Below are 11,973 nucleotides of genomic sequence, written 5' to 3' on the forward strand. Positions count from 1 at the left end.
GCGGCGGAGCAGCAAAGTGTCCCAGCGGGAAGGGGCGAGGTGGGGAAAGGGCGTTGGCCCCCGAGCTAGTGGCTGCGCGCCCGTGCCCCTGCCCCGGAAGCGACCGCACCGCCACCCCCGTCGTCCGGCAGCCGTCGCGCGGTGGCCAGTCCCGCCAGTATCCCCGAGCCCGCCGTCACCGCCGTAAAACTGAGCGCGGTGCCGATGGCCGCCAGCGCGGCGATGGCGGTGAGGGCCGCCGCGGCGGTCAGGACGACCGGGGTGGCGACGGGCGAGCGCCACAGCCCGTACAGAATCCAGCCGAAGGCGGCGCCCAGCAGAACAACCCCCGCAACGCCCTGCTCGGCTGCCTGCTGCAACGGGGCCGAGTGGGGTTTGCCGTCGGAGTCGAGCGTCTGTTTGGCGGTGGGGCTGAGCCTGCCGAACCGGTCGGGGCCGGTGCCCCGCGTCGGGTACTCCTTGGCGAGCTCGACCGCGTCCCGCCACAGCAGCACGCGGTTCACCGTCAGCTGCCCCTCCAGCGAGACCGTAAGACCGTGCGGCAGCGCGTCCTCGGCCACCGCCCACGAACCCCCCACCACGAGCCCCGTCACCAGGGCAAGACCGGCCAAGCCCACCGCCCTGCGGCGCACCCGTGCCGCCGCCAGCGAACACAGCAGCACACCGAGCGCCGCGGCGAATCCGGCGACGGAACCGAGCACCAGCGCGCTCACGGCGACACCGAGCGCCAGCAGCCGGAGCGCGAGCTGCAGCAGATACGGCCGCGCCGCCCACGCCGCACAGCAGGCCGCGCCAGAGGCCAGCGCCAGCAGCCCGGCGGTCGCGCCCGTACTCCCGGAACTCTGGCCGACGGCGGCCGCGCCCGGTAAGCCCCCCGGTAAGCCCCCGTCCGGCCGCAGGGCGACGGCGAGGGCGAGCGCGGCCAGGGCGGCGGCCGAGGCGGCGGCGACCGGCAGCAGCGAGCCGCAGATACGGCCGCACGCATAGCCGCCGGCGACGGCGAGTACGGCCAGCAGGACGCCCTCGGGCCTGGCCTCCCGTCCGGCAGAGGCGACCAGCGTCCAGACGGCGCACCCGCCGAGGATCACGACGCCGGCGGCGTCCGTGAGGGTGTCCCGTTCGCGCGCGCCGGACCGTATCGTCGGTATGGCCATCCCGTCGACCCCCCGACCTGAGACGGGCCCCGCCCACCACGGCCGCAAGGGCCGGGTGCCAGGGACTGGCGCACACGGTAATGGCAGGGGCAATGATTTGTGTACAGATTGCGCAGGAACGTTGCTTCGGCTCCCGGTCCGCGCTCTCGGGAACCGCGCCGGCCGAGACCCCCGCCGGCCGAGACCGCGCTGTCCGGGCCTTGTCCGGCCACCGTAGACTCCGCCGGGTGAGCGCCACCCAAACTGCCACAGAGCAGCCCGCAGAACAGCTGGCCCCGCACCCCGATGCCACCCCTCGCGGGAGAAGAATGCTGACCCGGCTCGTGGCCCCCGTGGCCGCCGCTCTCTCCGGTCTGCTCCTGTACGCGAGCTTCCCGCCCCGACCGCTGTGGTGGCTGGTACTGCCAGGCTTCGCCCTGCTCGCACGGTGCTTGTACGGGCGTCGGGCGCGGGCCGCGTTCGGACTCGGTTTCCTCGCCGGGCTCGGCTTCCTGCTGCCGCTGCTCAGCTGGACGGGTGAGGAGGTGGGCGCGTTGCCATGGGTGGCACTCGCCACCGCGGAGGCGCTGTTCGTCGCGGTGACCTGTGTCGGTATCGCCCTGGTGACCCGGCTGCCGCTCTGGCCGGTGTGGGGCGCCGCCGTGTGGGTCCTCGGCGAGGCGGTCCGCGCGCGTGTACCGTTCGGCGGCTTCCCGTGGGGCAAGATCGCTTTCGGCCAGGCGGACAGCGTCTTCCTGCCGCTGGCCGCGGTCGGCGGCACGCCCGTCCTCGGGTTCGCGGTCGTGCTGTGCGGCTTCGGGCTCTACGAAGCGGTACGGCAGTTCCTCACCTACCGCTCGACTCGTGACTCGACCCGTGAAGTGCCGCGCAGGGGCGCGGCCATCGCGGCTCTGACCGTCGTCGTGCCGGTCACGGCGGCCCTGGCGGCCCTCCCGCTCGTTGACAACTCCGCGCAGGACGGCACCGCGACAGCCGCCGCGATCCAGGGCAACGTGCCGCAGCTCGGTCTCGACTTCAACGCCCAGCGCCGGGCGGTACTGGACAACCACGCACGGCGTACGGAACAGCTCGCCGAGGACGTCAAGGCCGGCAAGGAGCCGCAGCCGGACTTCGTCCTGTGGCCGGAGAACTCCTCTGACCTCGACCCCTACCGCAACGACGACGCCCGCGAGGTGATCGACCGTGCCGTTCGCGCGATCGGCGCCCCGACGGTCATCGGATCGGTTCTCACGCCGGACACGGGAAAGCTGCGCAACACCCTGATCGAGTGGGACCCGGAACGGGGCCCCGTCGCGACGTACGACAAGCGGCATGTCCAGCCGTTCGGCGAGTACATCCCGATGCGTTCCTTCGTACGTCTCTTCAGTTCCGATGTCGACCGCGTACGCAGGGACTTCGGGCCGGGCGACAAGGTGGGCGTCTTCGACCTCGCCGGCACCAAAGTGGGGCTCGCGACCTGCTACGAGGCGGCCTTCGACTGGGCGGTGCGCGACACGGTCACCGGCGGGGCCCAGCTCATCTCCGTACCCAGCAACAACGCCACCTTCGGGCGCAGCGAGATGACCTACCAGCAGCTCGCGATGTCCAGGGTGCGGGCCGTCGAACACAGCCGGGCCGTCGTCGTTCCCGTGACCAGCGGGGTCAGTGCCGTCATCCAGCCGGACGGCAAGGTCGTACAGCAGACACAGTTGTTCACGCCGGACGCGCTGGTCGCCGAGGTGCCGCTGCGTTCCTCCCTGACTCCCGCGACGCGCCTGGGCACGCTCCCGGAGGGCGCCCTGGTGGCGATCGCCGTGGCCGGTCTCGGGTGGGCCGTGTTCCGCGGAGTGCGTGTCCGCCGGAGTGCGTCCGCGTGAGTTTCGCCCCGGAGACGGCCCGTTAGGGTCGGACCATGGCAACTCCCGAATTCATCCGCGAGCTAAGGGCGACCGCGGGTCACCAACTGCTCTTCCTGCCCGGCGTCAGCGCCATCGTCTTCGACGAGGCGGGCAGAGTGCTGCTCGGACGCCGCGCCGACACCGGGAAGTGGTCGATCATCGGCGGCATCCCGGAGCCGGGGGAGCAGCCGGCGGAAACGGCCGTGCGTGAGGTGTACGAGGAGACCGCCGTGGAGTGCGTGGCGGAACGTGTCGTTCTCGTACAGGGACTCAAGCCGGTCGAGTACCCGAACGGCGACCGGTGCCAGTACATGGACATCACCTTCCGGTGCCGGGCCGTCGGCGGTGAGGCGCGTGTCAACGACGACGAGTCGCTGGACGTGGCCTGGTTCCCGGTGGACGCCCTCCCCGACCTCCACGAGTTCGCGGTCCTGAGGATCAAGCAGGCCCTCACCGACGCACCCACATGGTTCGAGCCCACCACACAGCTCTGAAGTATGGGCGGTGACCACATCGGTGCCGAGGGGGGCGCTGCCTAGGGTCGTGGGCATGACCGCGCCCACCACACACCCCGCGCACGTTTCCGGACCCGGCCTCAGCGGCCGTACCGCGCTCGTCACCGGCGCGGCGGGCGGCATCGGCCGTGCCTGCGTGCTGCGGCTCGCGGCCGCCGGAGCCAAGGTCAGAGCCGTCGACCGGGACGCGGAAGGGCTCGATGCCCTCACCGGGCAGGCGCAGGGCCTGGCGGGCTCGGTGGAGCCGCGGACCCTCGACCTCACCGACCTCGACGCGGCGGAGCAGGTGGCGGCGGGCACGGACATCCTGGTGAACAACGCCGGGCTGCAACTGGTCCGCCCCATCGAGCAATTCCCGCCGGACGTCTTCCACACCGTCCTGACCGTGATGCTCGAAGCCCCGTTCCGGCTGATCCGGGGAGCGCTCCCGCACATGTACGGGCAGGGCTGGGGACGTATCGTCAACATCTCGTCCGTGCACGGGTTGCGTGCCTCCGCCTACAAGTCGGCGTACGTCGCCGCCAAGCACGGGCTCGAAGGGCTCTCCAAAACAGCCGCCCTTGAAGGCGCCGAGCACGGCGTCACGTCGAACTGCGTCAATCCCGGGTACGTCCGCACCCCGCTCGTGGAGCGGCAGATCGCCGACCAGGCGGCCGCCCACGGGCTGCCGGAGGAACGCGTACTCACCGACGTACTGCTCAAGGACAGCGCGATCAAGCGCCTCCTCGAACCGCAGGAGGTCGCCGAGGCCGTGCTGTACCTGTGCGGTCCCCAGGCATCGTTCATCACGGGAACTTCGCTGCCCCTCGACGGCGGCTGGACCGCTCACTAGCTGGTTGAGTGTGTCCATGTCCCACGATCAGCCACAGAGCGGCAGCGAAGTCCCGTACCTGGAACTTCTCGCGCGGGGGGCCGCCGCCGACGCCTACGAGCGGCCGGTGCTGGTCGCCCGAGCGGACGGCGCGACGCCCGAGACACTCGCCGCACTCGAAACCGCGAAGCTGCACGCCCTTCGGGTACGGGCCGAACTGGAGGGGCGGCGACGGCGTGAGGCCGAGCTGTCCGCGCTCTACGAGACCGCCCACGACCTCGCCGGGCTGCGCGACCTCGACGCCGTACTGGCGGCGATCGTCCAGCGGGCGCGGTCGCTCCTGGGCACGGAGGTCGCGTACCTGAGCCTCAACGACCCGGTCGCGGGCGACACGTACATGCGGGTCACCGAAGGGTCGGTGTCGGCACGCTTCCAGCAGCTGCGGCTCGGCATGGGGGAGGGGCTCGGCGGACTCGTCGCGCAGACCGCCCGCCCCTACGCGACCGAGAGCTACTTCGACGACCCCCGTTTCCAGCACACCTGGACCATCGATTCGGGCGTACGCGACGAAGGGCTCGTCGCGATCCTCGGCGTACCGCTCACCCTGGGCAGCCAGGTGATCGGGGTGCTCTTCGCAGCCGACCGCCGCGCCCGTGTCTTCGAACGCGAACAGATCGCGCTGCTCGGTTCGTTCGCCGCGCATGCCGCTGTCGCGATCGACACCGCGAACCTGCTGGCGGAAACACGGTCGGCGCTCGCCGAGCTGGAGAAGGCCAACGAGATCATCCGGGACCGCAGCGGTGTCATCGAGCGTGCCTCAGACGTGCACGACCGGCTCACCGAACTGGTGCTGCGCGGGGGCGGCGTCCACGATGTGGCGAGCGCGGTGTCCGAAGTGCTGGACGGCGCCGTCGAGTTCAGGGAAGCCGCCGACGGGGAACCCGCCGGGGCGGACGGACACGCGGTACGGCGCGGCGACGACTGGGTGGTCAGCGTCTCGGCCGGAGGTGAACTCCTCGGCGCGCTCGTCCTGCGCGGTCACCCCGCCCTGGACCCCGTCGACCAGCGCACGCTCGAACGCGCCGCCATGGTGACGTCGTTGCTGCTGCTGGCCAGGCGCTCGGCCGGCGAGGCGGAGCAGCGCGTACGGGGTGAACTCCTCGACGACCTCCTCGATGCCCCCGACCGCGACCCCCGCCTGCTGCGCGAACGCGCCGCGCGGCTGCGCGCCGACCTCGACGCCGCTCACGTGGTGCTGGCCGCCCGTATCGAAGCGCCGCGGGAGGCCAGCGTCGAGCGCGAGAGCGCGGACCGCAGGCGGCTCTGGTCCGCGGCCTCGCATCTGGCGGCCACCGGGCACGGCCTGGCGGCGGCCCGTGACGGCGGCACCGTACTGCTGCTGCCCCTGGACAGTGGCGACAGCGCCGCTGCCCTCGCCCGGCGGACGGCGAAGCACCTGGGCGGCGCCCTGCGCGAGCCTGTGACGGTCGGCGCGTCGGGGCCGGTGGAAGCGCCCGCGGCCCACCCGGGCGCGGTCGCGGGCGCGTACGAGGAAGCACGCCGGTGCGTCGACGCGCTGCGGCTGCTCGGCCGTTGCGGGGAAGGCGCGGCGGCGGAGGACTTCGGCTTCCTGGGCCTGCTCCTCGCGGACAGCCGGGACGGACGTTCCGGGGGCGCCATCGAAGGGTTCGTACGCCGCACCATCGGTGAGGTCGTCGCATACGACCGGCGCCGGGGAACCGACTTGGTGCGCACCCTGGACGCGTACTTCGCGTGCGGGATGAGCCCTGCCCGTACGAAGGACGCACTGCACGTTCACGTGAACACGGTGGCGCAGCGCCTGGAGCGGATCGGCAGACTGCTGGGCGCCGACTGGCAGTCGCCGGAGCGCGCACTTGAGGTGCAGCTGGCGCTGCGGCTGCACGGACTGTCGTCGGCTGTGACGCGCTGAAACCGCGTACGGGAAGCCCCGAAGAGCGTTCCCGTACGCGGTTGGATGCGTGCCGCGCGTCCGCTCAGACGGTGCGAGCACCGGCGGCCCGCATCGCGGAACCTTCCTCCTGGCCCAGCTCCGCGTCGATGTCTTCCAGGTCCCGGTGCCGGGTCTCCTTCGCGCAAGCGACCGCCACGACCGTGATCAGTACGGCGGCGATGACGTACAGGGAGATCAGGGTGGAAGTGCCGTGTTCGGCGAAGAGAGCGGTGGCGATCAGCGGCGCCGGGGCGCCGGCCGCCACCGACGAGAACTGCGCGCCGATGGAAGCGCCGGAGTAGCGCATGCGGGTCGCGAACATCTCCGAGAAGAAGGCCGCCTGCGGCGCGTACATCGCCCCATGGAAGACCAGTCCGACCGTCACGGCGAGGAGCAGGTTCCCGAACGACTTCGTATCGATGAGCATGAAGAACGGGAACATCCAGAGCCCCACCCCGACCGCGCCGAGCAGATACACGGGCCGGCGCCCGATCCGGTCCGACAGGGCGCCCCACGCGGGGATCACGGCGAAGTGGACGGCCGAGGCGATGAGTACCGCGTTGAGCGCCGTCTGCTTGCTCAGCTCCGCCGCCGTCGTCGCGTAGACAAGGATGAAGGCGGTGATCACGTAGTAGCTGATGTTCTCCGCCATACGGGCGCCCATCGCGATCAGCACATCGCGCCAGTGGTAACGGAGAACGGCGACGAGGGGCATCTTCTCGGCGACGGCCGAATCGCCCTTACGGGCCTCAGCCCGCGCCAACGCGGCTTTGAAGACCGGAGATTCATCGACAGAGAGACGAATCCACAGACCGACGATCACGAGCACACCCGACAGCAGGAACGGTATGCGCCAGCCCCATGCGAGGAAGGCGGAGTCCGAAAGGAGGGCGGTCAGCGCGGACAGCACCCCGGTGGCGAGCAACTGCCCGGCCGGCGCTCCGGTCTGCGGCCAGGAGGCCCAGAAACCGCGCCGCTTCGCGTCCCCGTGCTCCGACACCAGCAGCACCGCACCGCCCCACTCGCCACCGAGCGCGAAGCCCTGGACGAGGCGCAGCACGGTGAGCAGAGCGGGTGCGGCGAAACCGATCGAGGCATGTGTCGGCAGCAGACCGATGGCGAAGGTGGCGCCGCCCATCATCAGCAGGCTCAGCACCAACAGCTTCTTACGGCCGAGCCGATCGCCATAATGCCCGAAGACAAGCGCCCCGAGCGGCCTGGCGGCGAAGCCGACCGCGTAGGTGAGGAAGGCCAGCAGGGTCCCGACGAGGGGATCGGAGTCGGGGAAGAAGAGCTTGTTGAACACCAGAGCGGCGGCGGCTCCGTACAAGAAGAAGTCGTACCACTCAATAGTGGTCCCGATGAGGCTCGCGGCGACAATGCGCTTGAGTGAACTGGGCGTTGGCGGAGCGGTTGCTGGGGCGGCCATGAGTACCACTTCCGGACAGTTGGCGGGGACGTTTCCGTGTCGCCACACCGTAGGAACGCGCAGGTCAACGTCCCATGTGGCGGGACACCATAGTTCCGGGGGCAGCTGTACGCGCGACCACCATGACAGGCCCTTGGACGCTGCTCCGAGCACCGCGTGGAAGGCCAGCAGGTGCCTGTCTGAGTTGCACCTTTCGGCATGTTTCGGCGGCCCGGTGCTGACTCCCGTGCTGGTTTGGTGCTCACCAGAGGACGCTCGCCGTCCAACGTGCGGACATGGGGTGCCCGAGATCTATGGCGAGTACCTGAGCTGTCTGTCAGCCGCTCGGAATACCTTCCGAGGGCTCGCGCTCCGCCCGGCGGCGAGTGATGCAAGCCGCACGCTCGACGGTCGCGGCCGTGCGTGCCATCAGCGTGTTGAACAGGTGGCGTGCCTCGGCGTGCCTCGGCGAGCGTCATGGCGACCAGCCCGGCCTGGGGCGAGGCTGCTTCGTTCATCACCAGGGCGAGGACGGTGAGGAAGGCGTGGGCCGGCATCGCGAGGGTGGTCCGCCGGTGCCAGGAGGGAGCCTTCTGCCGGCGCCCGATCCGATTGACTGCAACGATCACAGGTGGGTCGGGGCGCCGATCGCAGGTCCCTACGATTGCGTAATCCGGTCGCGCAGCCAGGAGTCGACGCCGCTGAGCGCCGTCCTGGCCATTGCCGTGGGGTGGCCCGTGAAGCCGTGGGGTGACTCGGGGTAGACCCGGACCTCGACGTCATTGCCGGCCGTTGACAACCGACCTGCCAGCGCCAGGTTGTCTTCCAGCAACACGTCTGCGCTTCCGACGATCAACAGCGTTGGGGGAAGCCCGCTAAGGACGCCGTAGAGGGGAGAGATGTCGGGAACAGTGCGGTCTTCCACATGGCCGGCGTAGGCCTGGATGAAGTATTCGTCCGCGATGCAGCGACCGGCCGGGGTTCGTGCGCTCAAGTCGTAGGTGCCGAATTGGAGTGCAGCGCCGGTGAATCGGCCAACGGCACCTCTGTCTCTCAGCCGGAGCAGGGTCGCCAGGGCGAGTGTGGCTCCCGCGGAGCTCCCGCCGATAGCGAGTCGGGACGTTCCGAAGCGGGCATCGGCTTCTTCGACGAGCCAGAGCGCCGCTGCTTCACAGTCGTCGGGTGCCGCCGGCCAGGGGTGCTCAGGCGCCAGCCGGTAGTCGACGCTGACAACGGCGAGGTGCAGGGCGTCTGCGAGCTCGCGGTTGCGTGTGTCTCCTCGCGCCGCGGAGTCCATGTAGAAGCCGCCGCCGTGTATGTCCAGGTAGACGCCCCGCGGCGGACCGTCGACAGGCGTGAAGATCCTGACAGGGACGCGCGCCTCCGCGGCATCGATCGTCTCTTCGATGGCAGGCGGATCGGCGGCACGAGGAGCAGACCTCTTCGCTCGTGCCTCCTTGAGCTCCTCCAGTGTGCTGGGGCCACGGCCTGCCGCCCTCGACTTGTAGAAGTCATGAGCTTCATCGACCTGTTCCGCGGGCACGTCAGCGAACAGTGCGTCCAGCGCGAATCGCACGCGCCCTCCTCATCACTCGGGTCTCAACTCCACGCTATCGCCGACCTGGGGCGCCGGATCCGCCGCAGGCCAGGAGGCACCGCGCGTTCACCTACGCGTCTTCGGACGGACCTGACGTGGTGGCCGCGCCGCGCCCACCACACCCGAGGTGCCAGCCCAGGTCACGACCCAATCTGCGGCTGTAGTGCCAGGACCTGCGGGTGTGGGGAACATCGGCGTACGGATCGTAGTACCCGGGGCGGTGTCCCACACGCCGGCGGCGAGTGCCTGCGCGCCCGCCGCCTCCCCGCCTCGGCCATGTCCAGGCAGTCGGACAGCAACGTCACCTGGTGCGGGATTCGACACCTGCCCAAGGGCCTCATGACACGACGCGACGATCGGCCTCGATTCCGCCGCAGGGCGCCGACAGGGACAGGAGCCTCGGCTGCGTTCAGCTCCCGCATGACCTGCGCGGGTGGCACCCATGTCAGTGGCATGCCCTCGCGTCGGCGTACGGCCCAGGCAGGCGGACGGTACCCCGCGTGGGCGCGAAGGGCACCTGGGTGGGAGCAAATTTCACCGACCTCTGGTCAACGGGGTTCCATGGCGCTTAACGTGCCTCAACTCATCACCACCCCCCTCGGTTCTTACTTCCGAATGACGTGAAAGGACTTCCATGCCCTCACGCCGTATAGCCGCGGCCACCGCAACCCTGGTGGCCGCAGCACTGGTTTCTCCGCTCCTGTCCGCCGGGTCGGCCACCGCCGGCAGTGCGACGGGATCCGCCCCCCACCGGGGTGATGCGCTGGCTCGCAAGCTGGTGAAGGAGTCCACGGCCAAGGACGCCTACCGGCACCTTCGGGTGCTGCAGAAGATCGCCGACCACAACGACGGCAACCGGGTGGCCGGTTCGCAGGGGCACGAGCGGTCTGCCCAGTACGTCGAAGCCCTGATGAGACAGGCCGGCTTCCAGGTCTCCAGACACGAGTTCGACTTCGTGTACGTCGAGACGATCAAGGAGAGCCTCAAGGTCGTCTCGCCCGCGCCGCGCGATGTGCCCATCAAGCTCATGACGTACACCGCGAGTTCGCCGGCAGGCGGTGTCACCGCGCCGCTCGCCGTTACCCCCGTCGACGCCGACGGTACGAACGGCTGCGAGGCCGGCGACTTCGCCTCCGGCACCTTCACCGGGAAGATCGCCCTGATCAAGCGCGGCGGCTGCACCTTCGCGACCAAGCAGGCCAACGCCGCCGGCGCCGGCGCGGTCGGCGCGGTCATCTACAACAACACCGCAGGAGCCCTCAACGGCACCATCGGCGACCCGACGCTCGGCAAGATCCCCACCGGCGGTGTCACCCAGGCGGACGGTGAGGCGCTCGCCGCGGAGGCGGCCAAGGGGCCGGTCAATGTCACGCTGGACATCCGTGAGCTGCGCGAGAACCGCACGACGTACAACGTGGTGGCGGAGACCCGCGGCGGGGACGCGGACGACACCGTCTTCCTCGGCGCTCACCTCGACTCGGTCGCCGCGGGCCCCGGCATCAACGACAACGGTTCCGGCTCGGCCGGCATCCTCCAGGTCGCCCTGGAGCTCGCCAAGACCCACGCCAAGCCCAAGAACAAGGTGAAGTTCGCCTGGTGGTCTGCCGAGGAGTTCGGCCTGCTGGGTTCCGAGGCGTACGTCGCCTCGCTGACGGAGGAACAGAAGAAGCAGATCAAGCTGTACCTGAACTTCGACATGATCGCCTCCCCGAACGCCGGCTACTTCGTGTACGACGGCGACGACTCGGACGGCGTCGGAGCGGGCCCGGGCCCGGAGGGCTCCGCCCAGATCGAGAAGGGCATCAACGACTTCCTTGATGCCCAGCAGATCCCGCACGAGGGCACCGACTTCACCGGCCGCTCCGACTACGGACCGTTCATCGAGGTGGGTATCCCCTCCGGCGGCACCTTCACCGGCGCCGAGGGCATCAAGACCGCGGGCCAGGCGGCCAAGTTCGGTGGCACGGCGGGCGTCGCGTACGACCCGAATTACCACGCCGCCGGCGACACCATCGAGAACATCGACATGAAGGCGTTCGACGTCAACATCGACATCATCGCCGACGCCGTGGGCCACTACGCCCACGACCTCAGCCCGCTGTCCGTCCCGGTCGAGTCGGTCCCGACCGACGGCGATGCGGGCAGCGGCGGCGGCCTGCACGACGGGCACGGGCACGATGTGACCGAGTAGCCGTCGCGGATCGCAACCGCCGCGCATCGCACGAGGCCCTGGCCGTGGGCGCGTTCCTGCCCGCGGCCAGCGGGGAGGCATCACGCCGCCGTTGGGCCCGGCCGGTGATGCTGAAACACCCCCACGCCAGCGGATGCACTCAGATGTTTGCACGTGTGACCATCAGGTGGGTTCTCGTCAGCTTCGGCGTGTCCGGCTTCTGTCCTCTTCCCGGCGGCAGCGTGGGATCGCGATGGCGGCGGTGATGGCTGCCGTCCTGGCCGTGGGCGGCACACTGCCCTCTTGCTTAGGCTGCCCAGGCGTCGGAGTACGGCTCGGGTGATGTCGTACGCACGGGTCTGGACTGCCTGCTGAAGGGACGACCAGTACCCCGCCGCCCTCGCCGTCACCATCGGCCGCGACGGTCGCACCCGCAACTACACCTCCGGCGTCGCGGACCTGAAGACCG

General features: G+C 70.2%; 8 protein-coding genes. 5 read left to right on the top strand and 3 right to left on the bottom strand.

Translation table 11 applies throughout. The features are described 5' to 3' along the window. Window positions 1-65: 65 nt before the first annotated feature. Entirely contained in the window at window positions 66-1,154 is a 1,089-nt protein-coding gene (locus tag ABZX79_RS04075) for an O-antigen ligase family protein (protein WP_355251226.1), read from the bottom strand. Window positions 1,155-1,462: 308 nt separating this feature from the next. On the opposite strand from ABZX79_RS04075, the gene lnt reads away from it, so the two are divergent. From lnt to ABZX79_RS04095, 4 genes are read left to right on the top strand one after another with little or no spacing between them, the layout of a single operon-like run. Beyond that, the gene (lnt, locus tag ABZX79_RS04080) at window positions 1,463-3,010 is read left to right on the top strand and encodes an apolipoprotein N-acyltransferase (RefSeq protein ID WP_355251229.1); all 1,548 of its coding nucleotides are present in this window, start codon (window positions 1,463-1,465) and stop codon (window positions 3,008-3,010) included. A 35-nt stretch (window positions 3,011-3,045) separates the two neighbouring features. Beyond that, window positions 3,046-3,525: an NUDIX domain-containing protein gene (locus ABZX79_RS04085; protein ID WP_355251232.1), complete on the top strand. Its 480-nt coding sequence runs from the start codon at window positions 3,046-3,048 to the stop codon at window positions 3,523-3,525. Between the two features lie 55 nt (window positions 3,526-3,580). Next, window positions 3,581-4,378, top strand: coding sequence for a 3-hydroxybutyrate dehydrogenase (locus tag ABZX79_RS04090; RefSeq protein ID WP_355251235.1), 798 nt, complete (start codon window positions 3,581-3,583; stop codon window positions 4,376-4,378). A gap of 16 nt (window positions 4,379-4,394) precedes the next feature. Next, window positions 4,395-6,308: a helix-turn-helix domain-containing protein gene (locus tag ABZX79_RS04095; RefSeq protein ID WP_355251238.1), complete on the top strand. Its 1,914-nt coding sequence runs from the start codon at window positions 4,395-4,397 to the stop codon at window positions 6,306-6,308. A 64-nt stretch (window positions 6,309-6,372) separates the two neighbouring features. On the opposite strand, the gene ABZX79_RS04100 is transcribed toward ABZX79_RS04095, so the two are convergent. Beyond that, window positions 6,373-7,758, bottom strand: a complete 1,386-nt coding sequence (locus tag ABZX79_RS04100; RefSeq protein ID WP_355251241.1) for an MFS transporter — start codon at window positions 7,756-7,758, stop codon at window positions 6,373-6,375. A 637-nt stretch (window positions 7,759-8,395) separates the two neighbouring features. Then, a complete protein-coding gene (locus ABZX79_RS04105) occupies window positions 8,396-9,313 on the bottom strand; it encodes an alpha/beta hydrolase fold domain-containing protein (RefSeq protein WP_355251244.1) in 918 nt (305 codons plus the stop codon). 655 nt (window positions 9,314-9,968) lie between these two features. On the opposite strand from ABZX79_RS04105, the gene ABZX79_RS04110 reads away from it, so the two are divergent. Continuing rightward, window positions 9,969-11,525 carry a M28 family metallopeptidase gene (locus tag ABZX79_RS04110; protein WP_355251247.1) on the top strand — a complete coding sequence of 519 codons (1,557 nt, stop codon included), beginning with the start codon at window positions 9,969-9,971 and terminating at the stop codon, window positions 11,523-11,525. The last annotated feature ends 448 nt before the right edge of the window (window positions 11,526-11,973 follow it).

The organism is Streptomyces sp. NPDC002994 (genome assembly GCF_040611155.1).
Classification (GTDB): domain Bacteria; phylum Actinomycetota; class Actinomycetes; order Streptomycetales; family Streptomycetaceae; genus Streptomyces.